The 22,015-nt window shown below is 45.7% G+C and carries 23 protein-coding genes; 6 read left to right on the top strand and 17 right to left on the bottom strand.

From position 1 onward, the window contains the following. Window positions 1-7: 7 nt before the first annotated feature. The 6 genes from PDUR_RS18530 to PDUR_RS18505 are packed head-to-tail and all read right to left on the bottom strand — an operon-like array spanning window position 8 to window position 4,706. Complete coding sequence (locus PDUR_RS18530) at window positions 8-946, bottom strand: hypothetical protein (protein WP_042207615.1); 939 nt, start codon at window positions 944-946, stop codon at window positions 8-10. Further along, window positions 943-2,289, bottom strand: coding sequence for a CpaF/VirB11 family protein (locus PDUR_RS18525; protein WP_042207614.1), 1,347 nt, complete (start codon window positions 2,287-2,289; stop codon window positions 943-945). The genes PDUR_RS18530 and PDUR_RS18525 overlap by 4 nt, the downstream gene beginning before the upstream one ends. Further along, a complete protein-coding gene (locus PDUR_RS18520) occupies window positions 2,286-3,134 on the bottom strand; it encodes a hypothetical protein (RefSeq protein ID WP_052410296.1) in 849 nt (282 codons plus the stop codon). The genes PDUR_RS18525 and PDUR_RS18520 overlap by 4 nt, the downstream gene beginning before the upstream one ends. Continuing rightward, on the bottom strand, window positions 3,127-3,879 hold the full coding sequence (gene cpaB, locus PDUR_RS18515) for a Flp pilus assembly protein CpaB (RefSeq protein WP_042207613.1): 753 nt from the start codon (window positions 3,877-3,879) through the stop codon (window positions 3,127-3,129). Before cpaB ends, PDUR_RS18520 begins: the two co-directional genes overlap by 8 nt. A 54-nt stretch (window positions 3,880-3,933) precedes the next feature. Then, window positions 3,934-4,371 (bottom strand): prepilin peptidase, encoded by a 438-nt coding sequence (locus PDUR_RS18510; RefSeq protein WP_042207612.1) that lies wholly within the window; start codon window positions 4,369-4,371, stop codon window positions 3,934-3,936. Further along, a complete protein-coding gene (locus tag PDUR_RS18505) occupies window positions 4,368-4,706 on the bottom strand; it encodes a hypothetical protein (protein WP_042207610.1) in 339 nt (112 codons plus the stop codon). Before PDUR_RS18505 ends, PDUR_RS18510 begins: the two co-directional genes overlap by 4 nt. 111 nt (window positions 4,707-4,817) lie before the next feature. Between PDUR_RS18505 and PDUR_RS18500 the strand changes: the two genes are divergently transcribed. Then, complete coding sequence (locus PDUR_RS18500) at window positions 4,818-6,080, top strand: HipA domain-containing protein (protein WP_042207609.1); 1,263 nt, start codon at window positions 4,818-4,820, stop codon at window positions 6,078-6,080. 146 nt (window positions 6,081-6,226) lie between these two features. Here PDUR_RS18500 and PDUR_RS18495 read toward each other — a convergent pair whose 3' ends face one another. From PDUR_RS18495 to PDUR_RS18445, 11 genes are all read right to left on the bottom strand, one after another. Further along, window positions 6,227-6,436, bottom strand: a complete 210-nt coding sequence (locus tag PDUR_RS18495) for a hypothetical protein (RefSeq protein ID WP_042207608.1) — start codon at window positions 6,434-6,436, stop codon at window positions 6,227-6,229. A 4-nt stretch (window positions 6,437-6,440) separates the two neighbouring features. Next, window positions 6,441-7,277: a conjugal transfer protein TrbL family protein gene (locus PDUR_RS18490; RefSeq protein WP_042207606.1), complete on the bottom strand. Its 837-nt coding sequence runs from the start codon at window positions 7,275-7,277 to the stop codon at window positions 6,441-6,443. 60 nt (window positions 7,278-7,337) lie between these two features. Then, entirely contained in the window at window positions 7,338-7,568 is a 231-nt protein-coding gene (locus tag PDUR_RS18485) for a DUF6133 family protein (RefSeq protein ID WP_042207605.1), read from the bottom strand. A 62-nt stretch (window positions 7,569-7,630) separates the two neighbouring features. Next, window positions 7,631-7,939, bottom strand: coding sequence for an Mbov_0395 family pilin-like conjugal transfer protein (locus tag PDUR_RS18480; RefSeq protein ID WP_233277394.1), 309 nt, complete (start codon window positions 7,937-7,939; stop codon window positions 7,631-7,633). Window positions 7,940-7,971: 32 nt separating this feature from the next. After that, entirely contained in the window at window positions 7,972-9,573 is a 1,602-nt protein-coding gene (locus PDUR_RS18475; protein ID WP_042207604.1) for a VirD4-like conjugal transfer protein, CD1115 family, read from the bottom strand. Continuing rightward, window positions 9,506-10,039 carry a TRAG family protein gene (locus tag PDUR_RS18470; protein ID WP_179945165.1) on the bottom strand — a complete coding sequence of 178 codons (534 nt, stop codon included), beginning with the start codon at window positions 10,037-10,039 and terminating at the stop codon, window positions 9,506-9,508. Before PDUR_RS18470 ends, PDUR_RS18475 begins: the two co-directional genes overlap by 68 nt. Beyond that, on the bottom strand, window positions 10,036-10,884 hold the full coding sequence (locus PDUR_RS18465; RefSeq protein ID WP_042207603.1) for a hypothetical protein: 849 nt from the start codon (window positions 10,882-10,884) through the stop codon (window positions 10,036-10,038). Before PDUR_RS18465 ends, PDUR_RS18470 begins: the two co-directional genes overlap by 4 nt. A 39-nt stretch (window positions 10,885-10,923) precedes the next feature. Beyond that, a complete protein-coding gene (locus PDUR_RS18460) occupies window positions 10,924-11,640 on the bottom strand; it encodes a hypothetical protein (protein WP_042207601.1) in 717 nt (238 codons plus the stop codon). A 32-nt stretch (window positions 11,641-11,672) separates the two neighbouring features. Beyond that, entirely contained in the window at window positions 11,673-12,317 is a 645-nt protein-coding gene (locus tag PDUR_RS18455) for a hypothetical protein (protein WP_042207600.1), read from the bottom strand. Window positions 12,318-12,580: 263 nt separating this feature from the next. After that, window positions 12,581-13,816: a MobP3 family relaxase gene (gene mobP3, locus PDUR_RS18450; protein WP_042207598.1), complete on the bottom strand. Its 1,236-nt coding sequence runs from the start codon at window positions 13,814-13,816 to the stop codon at window positions 12,581-12,583. After that, window positions 13,797-14,279: a hypothetical protein gene (locus PDUR_RS18445; RefSeq protein WP_052410295.1), complete on the bottom strand. Its 483-nt coding sequence runs from the start codon at window positions 14,277-14,279 to the stop codon at window positions 13,797-13,799. The genes mobP3 and PDUR_RS18445 overlap by 20 nt, the downstream gene beginning before the upstream one ends. A 416-nt stretch (window positions 14,280-14,695) precedes the next feature. On the opposite strand from PDUR_RS18445, the gene PDUR_RS18440 reads away from it, so the two are divergent. The 5 genes from PDUR_RS18440 to PDUR_RS27435 all read left to right on the top strand — a co-directional run bounded on the left by PDUR_RS18440 (window position 14,696) and on the right by PDUR_RS27435 (window position 21,999). After that, window positions 14,696-15,748: a nucleoid-associated protein gene (locus PDUR_RS18440; RefSeq protein ID WP_042207596.1), complete on the top strand. Its 1,053-nt coding sequence runs from the start codon at window positions 14,696-14,698 to the stop codon at window positions 15,746-15,748. An 11-nt stretch (window positions 15,749-15,759) separates the two neighbouring features. After that, window positions 15,760-16,680 carry a GapS4a family protein gene (gapS4a, locus tag PDUR_RS18435; protein WP_042207594.1) on the top strand — a complete coding sequence of 307 codons (921 nt, stop codon included), beginning with the start codon at window positions 15,760-15,762 and terminating at the stop codon, window positions 16,678-16,680. Between the two features lie 3 nt (window positions 16,681-16,683). Then, the gene (gene gapS4b / locus PDUR_RS18430; protein ID WP_042207593.1) at window positions 16,684-17,832 is read left to right on the top strand and encodes a GapS4b family protein; all 1,149 of its coding nucleotides are present in this window, start codon (window positions 16,684-16,686) and stop codon (window positions 17,830-17,832) included. A gap of 160 nt (window positions 17,833-17,992) precedes the next feature. Beyond that, window positions 17,993-20,062, top strand: a complete 2,070-nt coding sequence (locus PDUR_RS18425; RefSeq protein ID WP_169744921.1) for an ATP-dependent nuclease — start codon at window positions 17,993-17,995, stop codon at window positions 20,060-20,062. Then, complete coding sequence (locus PDUR_RS27435; RefSeq protein WP_052410294.1) at window positions 20,047-21,999, top strand: ATP-dependent helicase; 1,953 nt, start codon at window positions 20,047-20,049, stop codon at window positions 21,997-21,999. Before PDUR_RS18425 ends, PDUR_RS27435 begins: the two co-directional genes overlap by 16 nt. The last annotated feature ends 16 nt before the right edge of the window (window positions 22,000-22,015 follow it).

Genomic DNA, 22,015 nt, shown 5'->3' with positions numbered 1-22,015 from the left:
TCCTCCCTCATCGCTTGTATTCTAAAGGCCGGGTCAAGCGTATGACCGCCGCGAACGAAATAAACAACGTCAAGGCGCAAATGGCTAGGATGATATGGCCGGGGGCGCTGGCAGTCAGCGTATGGAACCAGTCCCGGTTGAGAAAGTACAACAGCGGGATATTGCCGACCAATAGCAAAGCCATTGTCAAAAATTCCTTTAGCGGCTCGTACAGTAAATAATCGAGTTCGGCGGATACCACACGCATATCGGACAGCTTCGCGACAATGGGCATGAGGGTGGATTTCAGTGTCCGGTCATCCTGGCAGGCAATCAGCGCATCGCACCACTCTTGAAAGACGCTGTTATTGATTCGTCCCCGCAGTTGCTGAAGCGCTAATCGCAGATTAGCGTGAATCAGCTTGGATTCGGATAAAAATGCCTGGAACACATCAGCTACCGGGGGATGCAAATAGGGTAAATTTTCCTCCACCGCCGCCAAAATGTTTTCATTTCGCAGGTAGGACGTCGTGACAACGGACAGTGCTGTTTCCAATTCACTATGCAGCCTTTTTTTGTAGAAGGTCGCGCCGAACAAGACTCCCCAAAAGGGAAGAAGGGCGAAGCCGCCGGTAAGAACCGGCAGCAGCCATACATTATGGAGCAGCATGGACAGTAACGCTCCTAATATCGCAAACATAAGGGAAGCGGCCAGCAGCAAGCCGATCTTGTGGCTTTGTCCGGTCTGTTCCATAATGGCTTTCGCTTCCTGTACCGTAGCACGCCAGCCTTTCAGTTTTTTAGGCCGCTGAACAGTCCGGATTTGTTTAGCCAGTGGCTGCTTGCAGGTGGGCAAATGGGCAAGCAGCCCGGAGATTTCTTGGATCAGAATGCGGGGGGAGAGACGAAGAATCAGCAAACAGCCCGCAGATAGTCCGAGGAAAGAGAGTAGAAGCACAAGCGTCATAATAGCTCACCATCCTTGAGCAGCGATTGAAGCTGATGGAGCGGCAGGCCGTTTTCCAGCAGCCGCTTTTGTAAGCCGGGGGAAATGCCGTTTACCTTCTCGTATGCGCCTTCGATCTTGATTTTACCGGCCTCCTCTCGGGTGGCATGGACAGCAAAGCGGTACAGGGTGCGGATGTCGCGGGTTCCGTCCGGCAGGATGCAGCACTCGGTGATCTCCATGATGCGGCGCGTGTTGTCCTCCAGCTTTTTCACAAACAGCACCAAAGGAAACGCTTCTGTCACGAGGTTGTACAGGGTGTTGTCGTTCATCTCGTATTTTTGCGTACAGAGCGTCACCATTCGGTAATAAGTGGCCAGGCAAGAGTTGGCATGAGTCGTGGTAATGACCGTATGTCCGGTTCGGGCTGATTCCTGGGCGGCGAATGCTTCAGCGGACTTCATTTCTCCGACACATATCACATCCGGGTTGGCGGTCAAAGCAAATTCCAGCAGCTTTTCCTGGTCGATGTTTTGCCGCGGGTCCTCGCTGGAGCGGGTGACCGTATGCACCACATTGTTCAGCACATGGCCTTCATCGTCGATGACGACAAGGTCAAACTCGCGGCAGCCGTTCTCAATGGTAAAAATCCGTTTGTCGTAAGGAATCGTGGAGAGCAGCCAGCTCATCAAGGTGGTTTTACCGCTGCCGGTGGCTCCGGTGACACACATGGATAGGCCGTAACGCAAGCACAGGCTCAAAAAGTCCAACATTTCCGCGGTGGCCGTTTCATTCTGAATAAAATCCTCCCGCGCCAGCTTTTGCGGGTTGATGATCCGAATGGAGGCGGCAATCCCTTTGTCTTTATCTGTCACCGGCGAACCAAAAGCGGTAATGCGAATGTTGTTGGCCAGATGCCCTCGGACAATCGGTTGCGAGTAATCCAGAATCATCCCGGACTGGTGCAGCAGCCGCCGAATCACATCGACCGCATGTTCCGGGGAAGCAAACTGCTCGTCGGCGGGAACAATACGCCCATCCGTATAGCTGATTTTTACATCATTAAAGCCGTTGATGTTGATTTCCTCTACCTCTTTGGAGAACAGGTAGCGGGTCAGAAAGGAGTATTCCACCATCTCGGCATACAGGCGGTCAATTAGCTCATCGAAGGTCAGCCCCGGCACATGCAAGCGGTGGTCGGTCAAGTATTGGCTCATGTAGGCGATGATCTGCTGCTTTTGCTCCTCGGGCCGATGGCTCATCAGGGTAGAATACTTGCCGGAAAGATAGGTCTGGACTTCCTTTAGCACATCGGGGAAAGGCTTGGAATGCGTGGCTGGGAAAAAAAGAGCGGCTTGGTTCATTGTTCACCACCTCGGCGTTTCGGCCACAACCGTTGCAGTACGGCGGCTATTTTGCCGGATGACGCGGATGAGGGAGGTGTAACAGGTTGGGGTGGATGCGGTTGACCCGGTATTACCCACTCGATCATCTGCCGGATACCGGTGTTGTAGGCTTGAGTTTCTTTGCCGGATAACTCGTCCAGCAGCCGGGCAGATGCCGCCTGCTGTTCTAGCGTGGTAACATGGGGCAGGGTCACCTGGATGCCGCCGAACACCTGGCTGTATTCCCGTTCGTCCTGCTCCGGCTTGACATTAGACAGGACGGAAACCGATGTGGAACGCTGAAAGCGGGCATCGGCTAACAGCGGCAGGTAGGAAGCATAGAACATGAGGCTTTTCAGTTCGCAGCTATGCAAGCGGAATACCGTATCTGCGACTTCGAGTGCGACCGTGGAGAGCGGATCAGCGGACAGGTAGCTGGCGCAGTCCACCAGCACGACATCCGCCAAATGCCGGGCCAGCGTCAAGAAATCAACCGCCCGCTCCCGGTCAAAGCTGGCATAGGAAAAAGCGTTATCTCCCTTCTTGTAACCCAGGAGGGCGATATGCGGCGACACATCCAGAGGCAGAGCATAGCGCAGTAATTCTTCTTGCGTCAGGGTTGGCTGACTGAGCAGTTCACCCAGGGAGGAATGCTTGGCGGCTCCTTGCGGCGCGATCGTGGATATCGAGGGGCAGTGCGCATCGCAGCATAACAGCAGGACATTCAGCTTGCGGCTGGCGAAGGCTTGAGCCAGCTTGACGGCGGTAACGGTTTTGCCGCTGCTTGGATTACCCCATACAGCGATCAGCGGTTTGTCAGTCATGGGCGGCTTCCTCCGTTTTGTCTTTAAAATAGGCATCCTGCTTGTCGGTAAAGGATTTAGCGGTGGCGGCATTTCCCCGATAGACCAGCGCCGCGTGCAACTTTCCCTTATTCTCCAGGTCCGCTAAAAGCTGCGCCTGCTGCGGCAGTACCAGCAGGGTCAAGGTGGACGGCAGTTCCTTTTCATCTCCCTCTTTGTCAGCGGGAGCATTGCTTCTCGTTTGCGCATCCAGACCGGTGCTGGCGGTGATGGCCAGCACCTCCACATATTGCAGTTCCGGTGGCAAGCTGGTGGCGCGAAGCTCGCCGTAATCGGAGGCGATCAGGGTCACAATGTCGCCGGGTTGCAGCTTACCGGACAGTCCCGCAGCCAGGCTTTTGATGGTGACGGAGATGGCCTGTTTGTAGCCATCCAGGCGGTTCAGGTAGGCATCAAGCGGAGTCTGGGATAACTTGGCGGGGAGCAGATAGTCGCCTTTTTTGAGGTCCACAGCCGCATACTGGCCGATGACGGCATCGGTAGATTTCAGCACATCGGTTGGCAGCTGGTAAGCTCCCACCTTGACGGCTTCGATTTGATCGGCAGTAATCGGCGCGCCTTTGGATACATCTTTCACGATACGGACGATAGAGGTATGCTCGCTGGCGGATCGGTTCAAAAGCGGTGCGATAACGAGGCATAACACGAGAGAAAGCAAAATGCATATTGCGCCCAGAGCAGTGCGATTATGGAAAAGCTTCTTCAAAGGAACAACCTCCTATAAGCTTTCCGTTAGGAAAGCTGACTTCGTAAGCACAGGCTACAATGAAATAAGAAACGCTAAGACGCCGCCGGCGGACAGGAAGGGGGCCAGCGGCAGCGCGGTTTCTTTAGCGATGGAATAGCCGGAACGGATGCCAATCCCTACGGCAACGAGCAGTACGAGGGTTAAGCCGATGATGCTCTGTAACGTGCCACAAGCAGGCCCCAGCACAAAACCGCAAGCGGCCATCAGCTTCATGTCGCCGCCTCCGATTTTCCCTTTGGAGAGTACGGCGGCAAAGAGATACGGCAAGCCAGTCACAAGCAGTCCGGCAAAAGCAGGGATAGGAGAGAAATGCAGTAGCCCGACCCCGACGATTGCCAAGGACAGACCGTTCGGGATCTGCCGGGTCTTCAGGTCATGAATACTGGCGCTGACCAGCAAAGCGGTAAACAAAACGCCTTGAAGAACCATGGCCGACAGCAACTCGTTCATGGTTTGTTTTCCTGCCAGGGCCATTCATTCATGGCGCGATATGGATACACCTTCTGGCTTTTCACGAATCGAATCATAAAGCGGAGTTGGTCCAATACAGACAAATTGTGCCGGTCCTTGGTGGTCATCATAACCGAAGCGGAAACGCCGGTGAGAAAGGTGACAACGGCAAACGGCACACTTCCTTTCAGTAGCCAGATGAGGGTCGCCAGCGTAACGGTTATACCGGAACCCATGATGGATTGCACCAGTTGTTGTTTGCCGAATCCAGGGAACCATTCCGCCTCCGGCTTCACCCCCATTGGAATGTATAGGGTTTGTGGCTCTTGGTTCATTTGGAAAGGCTCCTTTCAAATTGGTAATTGGAAATTTCTGATTCCTTCACTACTCAGCTACCGTCAACTTGCTATAATAGAAGGTAGGTAGTGAAGAATGGAGTGGATCGTATGGCGGATGTCTGGAACAAAAAATACATGCTCATGCACAAGAACGAGCCCGTGGCTGAGATTGAGCTTGACGAAGCGACTTCCTCGATTTCTGCTATTGGACAGGTCTATACAGAACGCCATGTGCCGGTTGGGATTCCTGTCAAGAAGGGGAGAATAGACCGCACTGCACTCAATGAATGGTGGAGAGGTCGTGCCATTCCCGCCAGTCGGGACGGGATTAAAGAGGCGCTCATGGAACTGAACCTGTCCACAACGCAAAAACTGCTGGATAAAAGCTTGGGACTCAGCTTGTCCGACCAATATTGGATTTGTCCATCCGCTTCGGATTTGAACTGGTCTGCGATCAACTTTTTCGATAATTCGTTTTCCGATGATGTGGGGAATGTGCTGTTTGGCAAAGGTTCATCAGGGGAGCCAATGAGTCTGATGTCGCCTGACAATACGTCGGACGGTTGGCTGAAAAAGAAATGGGCCATTATGGACGGTAAACGATGTTTGATTAAGGGAGGGAGTGGTGCCACTCAACAAGAGCCTTACAATGAAGTGGTGGCCAGCAGGATCATGGAACGTCTGGGAATTCCTCACGTCCCTTACACGCTGATGATGCAGGAGGAGTATCCGTACAGTGTCTGCGACAACTTTATTACGCCGCAGACGGAGCTAATTACAGCCTGGTACGTGATGCATACCCGGCAAAAGCCCAATCACATTTCGGTGTACCAGCATTACGTGAACTGCTGTGAGGCGCTGGGCATTCACGGCATTGTGGACGCTCTAGACCGGATGATGGTGGTGGATTTCCTCATTGCCAATGAAGACCGGCATCAAAACAATTTTGGGGTCATTCGCCATGCCGAAACCTTGGAGTGGATCGGACCAGCGCCCATTTACGACAGCGGGTCATCCCTCTGGTTTTCCAAGCCGCAGGCGCTGATTCGAGCCGACGGAAGGCTGACCTGTAAACCGTTCAAGCAGGATCATAACGAGCAGATTAAACTGGTCACGTCCTTCGACTGGCTCGACCTGTCCGCGCTGAAAGGCATAGAGGAAGAGGTGAGAGACATCCTTCGCGGTTCCCTATTTGTGGACGAAGCCCGATGTGACGCCATCTGCCGGGCTTTAGAGCAGCGGATCGACATGTTAGCGGAGATTGTTCATTTCCGGAATCCTCAATCCTGGGTGGATGACCGAAGCACCGATGTGAGGAAGGACATTGCGTACAGCGGCCTGCAGGATGCGGAAGAAGATTGGGAGCGGTAGATGAAAGGATATGGCGATCTCCCATGAATAATAAATAGCGTCTCTGAGATATCTGGCACAACGGATTTCGCAGAGACGTTTTTGCGTTGTTTTCTTAATAAGGGTGTCTACCAGGCATAGCTTCTGAATGCAATTCGGCACATCAGCTACTGATAGTAAAATAAGATCAGCTCCTTCACTTGCCAAATGCTTTCAGCCAGGATGTAAAACAGCACTACATTGCGGCTGCGTTTCTTGTACTTCGTCGCTTCTTCCTCGGCTCCAGACAGGCGCACCATGCAATAGATGAACCGGCAGATGCACCCCAACCGGATTATTGCAATAAGCGCCTGAGCTAGTTCCTCCAGCGTGGTCATGACCTCACCCGGCCTTCGTCAATTTGCGAGCCATGCCCACCAGCTTGACCGAGTGATAGACGTTGTTGACGACTCCCCCGCCTCCCCCAGTGGTCAGGACAAAGTCGGAGAGGAAGCGCGGCGTTTTGATCGCCAGCATCATGCACGCCATGCCCCAAAATACATGGTTTTGCAGCATCAACCCCACGCCCAGCTTGGCCAGGGCAATTTGGATGACCACCGCCAGCATGGATTGCAGAAACTTTTGGGAGTACGCCCGGAATACGCCGCGGTCGTTGTCGAGCAGTCCAGCGCAGGCGAGTGGAATGCCGACACGAAGGATGAACATTTCGAGCCCGCGCATCAGGAACTGAAAATAGAGGATGAAAAAGCAGACGACGAAGATCAGGCCAAACACCGCCGTTACCAGTCCGGCGGATTCCAAAGCATTGACCCAGGTTTGCCAATTGTAGCGGGTGGACTGACCGATGACCGTGAGCAGCTGATCCGTTAGGTCTTCTACGATGCTGCCGAGCCATGTATAGATCGTGGGAAAACAAACGGCTACGGCCAACGCTCGGAAAAAATTGGTCAACAGGAACAACGGTTCTTCGTCCGGGTCGCCGTCGGTCCACAGCACATAGATTTCAAAGCCCTTTTTAAGAAACTTGAGAATCATCCAGGCTACGCCAAAGGTAAAGATGATGTTGTATAGATCTTCCAGCAGGTTTGCACCTGTGGTCAGCGTCATGTACTTTTCTGCATACAAGGAGATGGGAATAATCTCTTGCAGCAAATTATCCAAGTAGACAAGCGAGCCGTTCAGGAGCGCGATAATAAGCAAGAGCAGGATTTTCTCCATATGCCCCTCCTTTCTGCGAGAAGCGGCAATATCGCCGCTCTCGCTGAAGGCTTCCTGCTCTTAGCCCTGGTAGTTGAACATTTCTCTGATCCGCTGGGTGAGTGTAGGAAGAATAGTACCGCTGAACAGGAGGTACAATCCGCCAAGAAGCAGCGCACCAATGACCACAGCCATCAAAATCTTAACGGCGGTATCCACAAATCCCTCTCCGCGCCGATTGGCGAGGGCGTTTTTTACCGTAACCCCAACGGAAACGCTCTTTTTCTTAATTGACTTCAGCCACTTTCTCATGTTCATAACCTCCTGATTTGGGGTGGATAGAAATAGAGCTTGCCGCAATGGACAAGCCCGTCTTACTTGTAGTAACCGATGATGATATTCAGCGTAGCCGAACCGAGTACCGCGCCGATGCAGGAGACAATCGCGACTATAATTCGGTTGTTCCATTTTTTGGTGTCCATCTCGTCGGCAGCGGACCGGCGAATGCAAAAGTAGATGATGAGCAGGCCGGACATAACAGGAGCCAAAATCATCAGCCAGGTGGTCACATCTCCAATCAGCTTTTCGGTTCCTGATGCCAATTTACTGTCTTTAATGCCTGCGGCATAGACGGAGGGAGAGGACAGCAGGCTCCAGCAAAACGCGCAAGCGATTGTTACCACTAGACGAATCCGAGGTAGAAGTTTGCCATTCATCATTCGTCGGAAATCGGAGGCATAAACCCGCCGGGCGTTCCCGCCGCCTGTTGCCGCTGCTCGGCCAACTGCCGGGCAATGTCCTTTTGGTAATAAATCCAGATATTCCACAGTTTCACCTCCTGAGTCGTATCCATTAAAATCGGCCGCTTTCGCTCCCGTTCTTCCCGCACCTTGCGGTTATGTTCTTTGTCTCCTAGACCCATCATGGCGTTGAAGGCCCACGCGCCAAGGTCAGGAGCATACATCATGGCCGGGTGGCTGCGGGAAATCACAATCTGATAAGGCCGTGAGACGCGGCGCACCTCGTCCACCGTCAGCAGTTTGCGCTCCAATAAATTGAGGGAGTGCGAAGTGCTTGGCGTGGAATATTTGCCGTGAGACGCGGATAGCTGGTAGCTGGAGGTGGTGTACGTCCCCAGCTTCTCGCTGATTTCCCGCAAGGTTTCCAAGTCGTCGGCCTGAAGGTATATCCAGGTTTGGCAGTTGGACTTGATGGTGCTGGCAGCGTGATCGTCGTATTTTTCCTTGAGTTGCTCGAAGCTTTGCAAAAACAGGTTAAACCGCATTCCGCGTCCGCCGCCTACGGTCAGCTTATTGGTGAAGTCAGCGATGGGCGTGAAATTGCCGAACTCGTCCAAGAGGAAGTTGACGCGCCGCTTCAATCTTCCGCCGCGTTTGTCGGCCTCGGCGGTTAACAGTTCGTAAAGCTGGGAGACCATCAGGGAGGCGACCGGGTAAAAGGTGGTCTTTTCATCTGGCAGGATGATAAAAAGCGCCTGTTTCTTGTCGCCAAGGCTGGCTAAAGAAAAGTCGCTTTTATGGGTGATGGCGTAAATGGATTTGGAAGTAAAGAGCCGTAAGGTAGTCAAAGCCGAGGTGTAAAAGCTGCCCTTGGTGCGGGAGGGGGCAATGTCGGCAATACTGAGCAAGGCTCGGGCGGGATGGTTTTGCGGCAATCGCTTGATGTATTCCTGCATCGGCGTTTTGTTGCCTATCTGCCGGTTCATTTCCGCGAGAAACCAGTACACGTTGGTCATGTTCTGATACTCCGGGCGTTTGGCGTTATCCCATACGACGCTGAGGATGGAGGCTGCAATCACAGACATTTCGCCGTTGGTCCAGATTTTTTCTCCCTGGGCTTTGCCGACGAGAACGTTGGTCATATCCCAGGCCAGCATCTCCGCTTGCTCCTGATTGCCTGCCAGGGTCGCGTCAATGACCGGCTGGAGCAGGTTATAATGGTGGCTCTTTTCCGGATGACGGAAATCGAGCGTCCAAACCTCATAGCCCAGCTTTTTTAACAGGACGCTGCTGTAATCGTGCAGTTCACCTTTGGGGTCGGAGACAACCAGCGATTCTCCTGCCAACGCCAAGAGTCCAATGGATTGCAGCACCACCGTCCGGGATTTGCCGCTACGGGTAGCCCCGATGCAAAGGGAATGAACATCGTCGCCAATGTAATAGAGCCATTCTTTATTCCGTTCCTGACGCAGTCCCAGTACGATCCCGCCTGAAGGGAGCGGCGGGGAGTCAGGATGAGCGGGCGGGTCCGCTGGATTCGTGATTTTCGGAATATTTGTCGGGTGCGGCAGCTTCATCGGACCATTCCTCCTTCTTGGTAGATTGGAGAAAGTCCAGGTCGTCATAGCCGGTCTGAATCAGCCGCTGAAAAAATGGATGGGAAAGGTCCAACACCTGGCTATCAAAGACGCGGGGCATCTCTTCCTCCCGCAGCCAGCGGGCGGAACCATGCTGATGCTGCCCAACGGGAACCGGGGTTTCAATCCCCGGCGCAACCTGCTTCAGCTTGCTTTGATACGGTTGGCTGTTGGCAACAAAAAAGAGCACGGTCAGCAGCAGTACCATGCCTTGCAAGCAAAGAAACAGCATGAAATGAGCCTTGTGGGCAAACAGACTGGACAGGCTTTGTTCCAGGGAGGGAAAGGCCAGCGCCTTCGTTGCGCCGGACAATACGCCATGTAGGGCGGTGGTGAAAAACAGATTGAAGCTCGCTCCGAAGACGAAAAGCAAGGCGCAAAGCAGAAGCTTTTGCTTCGTTTTCACAACTCCAAGTCCTCGCTGGGTTCAAAAAAATCCTCCTGCGACTCTCTCGTCTGCAAAGGGGGGACGGGATTTGGATACGAATAGTTATCCGCCGTGTCTGATGTTTGTGGCTCCTGATTAGCTGTTTGATCCAACTGAAGCTGCAAAAATAGCGACTTGGGCGCAGGCTGGTCGTAAATCCGGCCCCATTCCTCCACATGCAGGTTATGCATAGTCACATACATGGGATAGTTTTCGCACAGCGTATGCAGCAAGCTATCCTCATTGATGATTTGCTCCATCATTGCGGGATGGGAGGCGGACAGTTCATAGACCGGGATGGCACAAGCGTTCAGCGGATAGAAGAGGTAGTCTCCTTGGCCGGTTGCCACTTCCTGCGCCATCTCCGACAAACAATGCTTTCCGATTGTCTGATGCACCGCAAGCGCCCATTCCCCGTCATGCTCCACCATCCGGATGCCATTGTAAATCTCTTGACTGCCGGTGATATCTCCCCAGGGCGTGATTTCCGGAGGAGCAAACTCCCCAAAATACTCCGGCGCAAAAAACTTCCCATCCTGGGCTAACCGTTCCGGGGAGCCGCACCATTCCTTGAACGCCGGATCGGTAATAGCGTCTTGTTTTTGCAGTTCAAAAGCAGGGATGATGCTTTTGGCGTCATCAAAGTAGACATGGCCCCCACGGGCTTCCCCCGATTGCAACGCCTCATCACTAAGGACTTCCTTTGCATAATCGGCATCCAGGACGATACCGCTGTTGCGTTCCGCCACTAGGCCATACACATGCAGGCCGATTTCGATGCAAGTCAAAATATTGCCCCAAATGGAGCTTTCCGGCTGCGGCATGGAATCACTTCCTTCTATTATAAAGAGATGTAGTGATGGTCAGCGTTCCTCTTCGGCGTATCCGACAAGCTCCAGCGCTCCCGGGTTGCCATCGTAGTCATGGGCAAACTCCTGCTCGTAGTCCAAGTGAATCTCCCGGTCTTTCAGCGCGGGCAGAAGATCTTCCAAGCGTTCAATTAGGATCTGCACTTGTTCAAACTGCTCCATCGTCTTGTCGTTGGGGGTAATGAGGAATTTAACCATTTCGTCGTGAATGAGCGTCAGTTCCATTTCGCTGAACAGTTTCTTCCCATCTACCAGTCCACTGCGGACGGCGAAGTTTTCCAGCGCTTCATCCTTGTTGTAAAAATATTGTCGCTGCACGGGCGTTCCGTTGTCCGGGGAGAGGCGATAGGTGGAGAAGACATATTCAAACAGCGGGTGATGCTTGCAAGCGAGAATGACATCGTCATATTCACTGAGCTTATAGACGCCATTTGCAATTTTTGCATCCTTTTCGGTATACGGCTTTTCAGTGCAGATGCCCAGTTGCAGGGCCGTTTTCCGGGCCAAGTCCTGGATGCTGCTCATCAGCCGGTCGGGGACCGTTACGAAAGGGTTTTTCTCGATGCTGTCCATCCGGGTATAAAAGGCGATAAGCTGCTCCTTCGAATACAGGTCGGCCAGATAGTCAGCAGAGGTGGAGCGGCGGACTTCGATGCCTTGCTGGGCTAGGGCGGCAAAGAAGGCTTTATAAAACTCGGCTTTGCTTTTCAAGGTATTTCACCTCCTTTCAGGGAAGTACAGCGTTATCTTTCCGGTTCTAGCTTCATTGCGGGACATGCCTCGGTGGGCGCAGCGGGGAGATGTTCCTCGATTTGGTTAAGGAGTTGTTCCACTTCTTGCCTTTCCCCATATTGCAGGTCTTGATCGTGAATGCTGCGATACAGGAGAGCGGAATGAAGCAGGGCAAGCTGGTCGGAATGAAACCACTTTCGTTCATTCAGAAGTCCGCTGCGCAGCATGAAATCTTCCTTGGCCTCGCTGTAGGCGTTGCGGTGAAAATAATGCCCTAACGTTACACCGGTTTGATCGTGATTAAACTCCCAGGTAACAAACGTAAACTGACCGCCCTGGTCATACCGAGCTGCCAACACATGCCGGTTGTATTGCAGCAGGTTTCGATAGCTGCTAACACTGGCGATGTTCAGTGGGAAAGCTTGTTGATAGGCATTTTCCATTTCCCAAGCTTCAAAGACGACAGGACTAATCCGGCGGGAGAGGGCGGTTCTGTTGTCAGCGGGATAAAGGATTTCTCCGCTTTTCTGAATAAAAGCAAGCGGCTCCTTCTTATACAGTACTGTCCACATGGAGTCGGATTCAGGGTCCAGTCTCAGTCCAAGTGCCGAGAGTTGGAATTGCAACACCTGTTGAAGCCGATTAGTCAAGTCCATGCGGGTGCTCCTTTCGCGCTGGCTTTGGTTGCAGCGCAGGGTCCGACTGCTGCTGTTTCTTCTGTTTTCCGTTTGGGCGCAGCGGGCGGCGGGGTGGCTGGCGCATCATTTGTTCAAAAGCGCGAAGTTTTCCATCGGTAAAGAGCATGTTATTCGTCCTTTCTTTTTCACTTTATCCACAGCATTCCGGTATAATCCACAAGTTGCTCACAATGTTATCCACAAAAAAACACGCTGTTTAGAGCGTGCGGGTGAACATCTTATTATCTTTCCAAGCCTTGATCCTTGTGCCGGAGCAGCCATTCTTTCTTCGCTTGTTTGGATAATTCGCCTCCCATCGCCTTGGATTTGTCGTCGTAATCCAATTGGGTATGCATAAACAAGCCTTCCATTAGGTTCAACAGGGCAAGCAGTAATTGTTCCGCTAACGCGTACTGTCGGTTGGTTTGCCGGATGTCCAAAGAGGCTTCTTGCTCCAGCTTGATGATGGAACGGATTGTGGAAAGGATACGGTTTGCGATCCGTTTTTCCGCTTCCGCCTGATACTTGGCGCGGTGCTTGTCCAGATGTTCCGGACCGGAATCGTAAAGCATTGCTAGATTCAGTTTAGCCTGCACATAATCTCCCACCAACTGCGCGAGATAGCGGTTTTCTTGAAGCAAGTCCTGCACCATTGCATCTAGCAGATTTTCCGTCTCCGGCGGCAGCAACTTGTAGGCCAGTCTACCGGTCTTCGGCATGTGACGGCGCAGCTCAAACAGCTTTTCGGATAGTCTCTTGACGGATGTCGGTTCCATCAAGTGATGCTTCGGGAAGCGGAGAAGGGAGTCCTCGTCCTCTTGCTCAAAACGATGCTGGAACGCCCGGAACGCTTTCGGGTCCAGCCGTTTCAGGTAGGCTCCAAATTCTTCCACAATGTTTTCGGTCACTTCGGTGATGCCGGATTTCAGTTGATCCCGCTGGGCGCAAAACTGTTTAATTTTGTAGGCAAAGGTATCTTTGATGAGTTGCTTGCGGATGCGGTTGGGAATCTCGGGATGTGTGAAGTTTTTCATGATTTGCTGCTTTCGGTCCCAAAACACCACATGAAGGTGGGGATGATCTTTTTCGTTGTGAAAAACGGCGGCCCAGCATAGGTTTTCCGTCTTCATTTGATTATGGGCGGCAAGGGTGGAGATATGCTGCTCGATATATTGCTGCCAGGCGGCAAAGTCCGTCAATCCCAATTCCAGCGCAGTCTCTTTGCGAAAGGAGATGACGCTGCGGTACATATTTTTGCCTTGCTGCGAGATTTGACGGGCTATGCGGGCGACTTCTTGCCAGGAATCGAAAGCCTGTAATTCGCCGGGCTGTAGCTTACCAAATAGGCCATGGGATAGGTTCTCATGCCGAACCGCACCGGGGCGGGTAGCGATATACCCGATATGCACATAATTGCTGACGGCCGTTTTAGGGCGGTTGGGATGGAAGAAGCGCTGCTTATAGATCAGGGCCGACATCGGCATCGCCTCCGCGCAAGCGTTCCAGATTTTGCTCGAAAGCATCGCCAGAGAGGAACAGCTTCTCCGCATCAGTGAGCTTCATCTTGGTGTACTCAACGGCCAACAGCCGGGCTTTCTTTTCAATCTCCCGAAAGGTTGTATAGCGGTTCGTGTCGATCAAGTCGGCAATGATGGCAATAGTGGAGTAATACGCCGCGGCGGACATGATGAGGTCTTTGCTGGCGAGCCCGGCCAGTCGATTGCTTAGACCGTTAATGGCGATGGTGATCTCCTGCCGGATAATGGCGGTTATGAAGTCGATTTCCTCAGTATAGGCTTCGACAGACATTCCTTTCTGAATATAGGCTCGTACAATATCCGCCATGCTAAGATGCTTGGAAGCAGCGTATTTTTTCAGGGCTTCATATTGCTTCTTGGGCAGTTTGACGGTAATCTGCACCGTCTTTTCGGCTTGGGCCAATGGCATCGCCTCACTAATGGGGGCGTTTCGCCCGCGACATTCGATTGCCGGGGGAATCCTCCAAAAAATGTCGGTGGAAGCTCTGCTTCCACGCGGTTTCTTTTGCAAAATGACATTTTGCTATTCCTGCCTTTAGATCACTCCCAAGAGGCCAAAGGCGGGCCTCTTGGAGAGTGGAAAAGAAAAGGAAGGATCTGATTAGAAAAAGAGGGGGATTCCATTATTTAGTCCTTTCTTGGTAGGTTGGATTTTTTATGGCTAAAAATGTTTCAAACTGGATTGAATTGTAGAAAGATAGAGGATTTCCCGTAAAAGTGTCGAATGAATTATTTACCATAAAAAATGAGATTATTGAACTATCAAATTGGTTCTTTATACTTGTGATCTAAACTGACTAGGATAGAAGGTGGGTTACTGTGATTGATTTTGAAGAACTAGATTTAGAACAATTAGTTGTCCATAAAATTGGAAATAAAATGAGGGACGAAGGAATCGAAGTATCTGAACAGTCTCATGATTTAATCGAGCCTGGAATGAAAGAAGTTTTGCTTAAATTCTTTTTGAGACCATTTAGAGAAGATAATTATTACCAATTCACGCATGAAGGCGAATTAGATCTAAATGAGGTTTACTTCTATACTAAAAAAGTATTCTCCGATAATCGAGAGTTCTACAATGAATCGATTCGTATTCTGAAACATTTATATGAAAAATCCAATCATCCAAATATTAAATCTGGCGAGTTTTATATGGCTTATTTTAGAGATCACTCGTTGAGTGGAAAGAAGAGGGATGTGATTGGGGTTTTCAAAACCGAGAATAGAGATACTTATCTTAAAGTAAATCGTTCTGATGCCAACTTTATTATCCAGCAAGAAAAGGGAATTAATATTGATAAACTGGATAAAGGCTGTTTAATAATTAATGACGAGATTCAAGATGGTTTTAAGGTTCTAATCGTAGATGCATCCGCAAAATCTCAAAACAAAGAAGCTCATTATTGGAAAAATAGCTTTCTTAATCTAAAGGAAATTGTAGATGAACAATATACAACGAATGCTTTCCTTAAGATTTGTAATTCGTTTTCAGCAAGTTTAAAAGCTAATCAGCCACAAGATGCTGAAATTAACGAAACAATAAGATTCAATCACTCAACACTTGAGTATTTCGAACAAAATGATAGTTGCTCGGTGAATGATTTTCTTGATCGAGTTTTTGATAACGAGGAAATGAAAGATAATTTCGTGGATTACAAAGCAAGGTATGAAGAAAAAAATCACATCTTACCAATAGAGAATTTTAATATAGAACCAGCGACTGTGGTTAAATTAAAGAAAAAATTTATGAATACGATAAAATTGGATACTGGTTTTGAACTGAAAGTTACCGACAATAGGTATCTTGAAAAAGGCTACGATAGCGAAAAAGGGATGTCATTCTATAAGATTTTCTTTCACGAGGAAAGCTAGGAGGTTACGATATGTCAGGAGAAGACTCAAAAAGTTCAGGAGAATTTGGTGAAAAAATTGTTCTAAATTTGCTTAAATTAATTGGGTGGGGAAATGCTGACCGTAACCCTTCTATTGTTTGTTTGAATGAAGAACATGAAAGAAAAAGTGAGAAGCATGGGCTTGATTATGTTTTCTCATTCGAAAGCCCGTTATTTAATCACCGTCAAGAGGATGTTCTTATATCGAGTAAACATAACAAAGAGAATTACCCTGAGTATCCGACATCAATTTTTAAAAAGTATTTATACGAACTGGCTGAAGCTATGGATTGTTTTCCTGGTGACCCGAAGTATTCTGAGTCAAGGATAAGCAGGACTATTAAAGAACGGAAAACAAGTGGAGTGATTTTTTGGATTTCCAGTAAAGAAGATTCAGAAAGAGATCTTCTAAATGAAATAAAAACATTCAGAAATACTGACAAGAAGGTAGAGTATGGGCCGATTTATTTAGTGGATAACATCAGGGCTAATTTTCTATTTAGAGCAATATCCTATGCTAAAAACCTGTACGGCGAGTACAATTTTTTCTACCCCCCAACGGGATACAATAATACTGATCCATACGTCAAAAGTGATTATGGAAATAAATTACCAGTTCAATGGATTAATACAAATATCCTCCCTATTCGTGTTGAAATAAATAAATCTGGACCAGCGCTTTTGCTATTTGTTAACGAGCAATTTAGCGAGAATTCATTAAGAAGAATTATGGGATTTACTCAAAGGCTAACTCACAGTTGGGTTAAGGTCATAATACTATACTACGATTATTTAGAGCTTGAGCATAGAAATGCAGTCCAGACAACTAAACGATTGTTTGAAGAAAAATTTATTGATACTGTCGATGTTCGATCATTTAGAGACACCATTTCAATTTTAGGGGAGGAATAACATATGGATAATTCTTCTAAACTTAATGTTGATACTATCCTTCCTTTTGGAGACAATTTGCGACCATTGGTAGCTTCGACACAAATATTGTCTGATAATGATTTAAAGAGTTTTCTTTCATCAAAAGGGATTTACACTAGCCATAGCGATAGAGATGAAACTGTCCCGCTGATAACCATGTCACTGTTAAGTCCTCTTGAGTTTGAAAATCTTTTGGAAAAGCAGAAAGAAAAAGAATCCCATGCAAAGAGAAGAAATCGGTATTTAGAGTGGACTTCAGATAAAACATTATTTGAAGTACTAAAAGGTATCAATATTTCGCTGAATGATTTTATACCACAATATTCAAGCAACTTTGATCTAATTGGACAAAGTGCTTTGACACCTGTAAATGGCGATCTTAATCATCTAGTATTGAATTACGAAATTGAACGAACTGATCATTCTAAAGACATGTACTTACAACATAGTTCACATAATGGATCTATTGAATTAAAGCTTTCTGATGATAAGAAGACACTTAATATTGCTATGGAGCATACGGCTGATGAGACACATGATTTAAATGAAAAATGTACAAATTTCATTAGAGACTTTCTTTATACTAGGAATTCTGTGGCTAACAATAAGACACAGAAAATAGTATTTGCTGACTTTGATAATGCAACTAGAGTAAAGTTTTTCCTTAATCTTTTAAATACTCCTCTCGATAAATCTGGTACATTTGAATTCCTCAAACTCACAAATATAGAGATTTCAGTGGATGCTGAAGCCTCCCTTCCTGACAATATAAAGTGGATGGAACGTAAGATCGAAAATATGAAATTTAAAGGAAGGGCTATTCATGAAACGGAATTGCTGCAAGACCCTCAGTACCATAGTTCATTAATCTTATCAGCAGTTAGGGCTAGCTACAATTTCGAAAGCTTGTACTCAAAAGGAGATTGTATCTTTGAATTTGGTTTTCCAGGAAGAGGAACGATTCCTCCATCGGATTCAGAGTTCGTATACAAATTAATAAATTTCAATTTTAAGTCAAAGACTAAAGCGAGAAATAAAGTTCAAGGCTTTCTTTATGGGAAGTTTGATGAATTCAAAACAATTGCATATAACGTTACTAAAGGAAATAAGGAATATATTAACAAATCTTAGCTTCTGTGGAGAAAGGTGCTTCATTGCCTTTCTCTATTGTCATATGGAACAATTAATTTTAGAGCATGTACAGTTTTCTGCAATTTATTGAGAGTGTCAAAGGGATACTTTCATTCTTGGGAGTGTAATAAAATAAAGTAATGAGGTGAACGCTTTGTACTTGAAAAAGTTGCACATTAAACGATTTCGAAATTTCGATGATACGGAGATAGCATTTCAAGATGGGATAAATATAATTATCGGTCCCAATAATTCAGGTAAATCAAATTTGTTGAAGGTTATTAATTTGCTTGATAATATATCTGAAAATGAAGGGTCTGTCCATGACTTCAATAAAAATGACCTTCATAAAGATTTACAAAAGTATAAAACAGAGCCTCCTTCTGTGGAGATTTACTATTACATTCAACATTCGCTTGATTTAAATGGATTTGATGATGGAATTCTGCGATTTAAAAATTTTATTGTCTATAATGAGGATGGAAATGTGTTAACTGATGATGGAAATTATTTAATCAGTGCGATAGTTTTGCTTAAATACGAGCTTGATCCAAAGTTTCTAAATGACTATAGAGAAGAAATGAAAAACAAGGATAACCTAAAAGATTTTCTTCTCTCACTAGAGAAACTTATCTCGAAATTCTCCTGGAACTACTATAATACAACTTCTCATCAAAGCATTAAGAAAAATGAGGTTCAAAGCATATTTAATATCGACTACATACCTGCTGATAGAAATACTGACGGGCTACTTCCTCATACCCAAAAATATGTTAAGAAGCGCTTAGATAAATATGAGGGAAAGATCGATTTAAGATCTAATATAACTCAATTATTGGGAGTAAACTTTGCGGAGATTACTGATGAAATGAAAACATTAATAGAAATTGATCAAGGCAGAGTGGGAATTAAAAATGGGAATAACTCTTTGACTCCAAGCTTCGTATATGACTCATCATTTGAACGATACTTTCAATACATTTTTCAAGATACCACGTTAGGATATGAAATGCCGATGAAAAATAATGGACTTGGTTATAACAACCTTGTTCAAATTTATAATATTATTGCCTTCAAAATTAATAACGATTACAATTTGTTGTTAATAGAGGAGCCGGAAGCACATTTACATCCAGCTATGCAGTATAAACTCTTCAGGTATTTAAGTGATTTAAAGCAGGCCGATGAAATATCAAAGCAACAAGAGAGTGGTGAAAAGCAAGATAGCACAAATATTGATAATGGAAGAGTCATTAAAAATCAAATTTTTGTAACTACTCATTCACCTAATATAACTGCGGCTGCCAATATTGACGACATGATATCATTGAAATATTATCGTAATTTTAAAGTCAATGAACACAAGGTTGTTTCAGATAATTTAAAAAATAAATATGCTAAAGAGAAATACGTTAATAGTAAAGCGCATCTAGCAAAATTTTTAGATGTTACAAGATCTGACATGCTGTTTGCGTACAAGGTAATCTTGGTGGAAGGACTGGCAGAGAAAATGCTGATGTCCGCATTTGCAAGCAAATGTGGAATTGATTATGAAATTGAGGCAAATCACATCTCAGTAGTAGAAGTTGGTGGCATTAATTTCAAACACTTTCTCCCATTGTTCTTGGAAACAAATATTCGAGTGTTATGTTTTAGAGATTGTGATTTTAAGTATTTTAATGATGAAGATAAATTTAATGAATTATCGATGTATCAGAAACATTTAATTTCAATGAAACCGGTGGCAGAAGAGTTCTTGAACAGTGAGAATATATTAGTTAAAACTCAGAAGCATCTGGGTTCAACATTTGAAAACGAATTATTTTTGGATAATTTTACAAACTTTGATGTTGTAAAAACCTTGCTTAAGTATGTTACTCCAGAAAGTCTACATCCATTTATCCAAGCACTTGAAATGTCGATAGAAGAGTGGAATGAGAATCTGGATCAAATCTCTAATGCAAAGACTAGGAAGAAAATTAGTAGTTTTATTGAGCCATACATTAATCACTATAATAGTACAGATGATGAAGAGACAAAAGTAAATATAGAAAAGCTCTTTTTTGCTAATCTATTTCTAAGTTATGCGGAAAATAAAAAGGGCGATCTTGCATTAAATATTCTTTCTAAGAATACCTTGGAGGACTCAGATGCAGATCCACACTATATCATTGACGATTTAATCGTTCCTGAGTATATAAGGGAGGGATTAGAATGGCTCAAGAAATAAGTTCATCAGAAGATCTAAAAATCTATAATAATAACAGACACTTAAAAATATATGCCGGACCAGGGGCTGGGAAAACTCATTTACTGGTTGAAAATATTAAACAGTTAGTTCAGCACAGCAGCAAATTAAAAAGTAGCTTCAGGAAAATTCTTTGTATTACATATACAAATGTTGCCGTCGAACAAATACAAAACAGATTAGGTTCATTTAACACAAATGTAGTTGTCTCTACTATACATTCATTTATTAATGAATACGTTATAAAGCCTAATCAAATACAACTCAAGAGAATTATTAAAGAAGAATTTGGCTTATTGATTAATGCTAATAAAGTAATCTCTTCGGTACAGGAAGGATTTTCTGTGTTGAGTGGTCATAAAAAAGAGGACATTTATGATTATCTAGGAAAAAGATATCCACTAATACCGTCCAGTTTATACACTCAATTATCCCGAACCAAGATGGCAGATGTTCAGGTTGATATTACTAAATTAAATTCTAGAAATGATATTGGAAATTCGAAAAGTGATTTAAAATATGCTGAAAGTATGACCCCAGAAGTAGCTTTAGCTGTGAAAAGCTATATTTGGGGTGAAGCAGGAAGACTGTCGTTTGACGAAATACTATATTTCGGTTATAGAATCCTAACTCAATACAAACTTGCTACACATCTTATTAGATGTGAGTTTCCTTATATTTTGATTGATGAATATCAGGATACGAATCCTATTCAAAATAAGATTGTTAAAGTTCTTTCAGAGAAAGAGTGCATTGTGGCTGTTATAGGAGATGTGGCACAATCAATATACTCTTTTCAAGGAGCTGATTATAAAGAATTTCATAATTTTACTTTAGATTCAACTCTGCCTGTCCAGGATTTTGTGATTAAAGGAAACAGAAGAAGTACACAAAATATTATTGATTTAATTAACTATTTGCGTCAGGAAGATGAAGCATTAAATGAACAGACTTGTGAATTGAATTTTGAAAATAAGCATAAAGTTACGTTTTTGATGCAAGAGAACAAAACTACTTTTTCCAAGCCTTTAAACGAAATTCTTGAAAAGGACTCAGTAATTTTATGCAGAAAATGGTCTGAGGTATTAAAATATATCAGTAATGTTACAGAGGAACAAAGGAAATTAATCACCGACATTATAAATGCTTACTCCTTTCAACTTCGAAGAAATTTAGAAAATGAGCTCCAGGCTAAGAGAGAAGCATGGATAGAGTCGATGATTGCAATTAATGAGCTTGAAGATGCTTTTAATAGAAAATGTATCCCAAGTGCATTCAAAATTTTCGAAAAATACTTCGACATAGAGCCTTCGCTTCGCAGCTTTAACAAAAAGAATGAGCAGTTACTGAAGAAGGTGTTTATTTTTTGGGAGAAGGTAACTGGTTATATTGATGAAACAATATTGTTAAAAGATTTGATAATTAAGATAAATAACTTAATTAATGAATTAGACATTCCTACAAAAGGTCTTTCTTTTAGATATCCTGTAGTAGGGGATGACGATTACTTTGAGGGTATTTATAGACATATTGATAAATTACAATACTCAACATCCAAAAAGATTACAAACGAAATTTTTTCTTCAAATAGTAACTTCATGACAATACACAAAGCTAAAGGAGCAGAGTTTGATAACGTACTCATTAATATTGAACCTGCTGCTAGGTTAGATTCTAAAGAATGTACACCCTTGAACATTCTATGCAACCCTTTGATATTTGGAAAATCTTCCGATGAATCTAAAAATTCATATGAAGAGTTTACTAGAATTGTTTATGTTGCTGCGAGCAGAGCTAAAAATAAATTATATATTCATTTGAACGGTGACGAACAAACTGCTAGTGTTATTGATCAAGCTCTCGGGGAATACTGTAAAACGAAAGGGAAAGAAAAGTTCTTCGATTTTGTGTATTGTTAATTTTTAGGGGAAACGA

The sequence above is a fragment of the Paenibacillus durus genome, from assembly GCF_000756615.1.
GTDB lineage: Bacteria > Bacillota > Bacilli > Paenibacillales > Paenibacillaceae > Paenibacillus_AQ > Paenibacillus_AQ durus.
The sequence above is the reverse complement of the archived record's forward strand: the minus strand, read 5'-3'. Positions and strand labels throughout refer to the sequence as shown.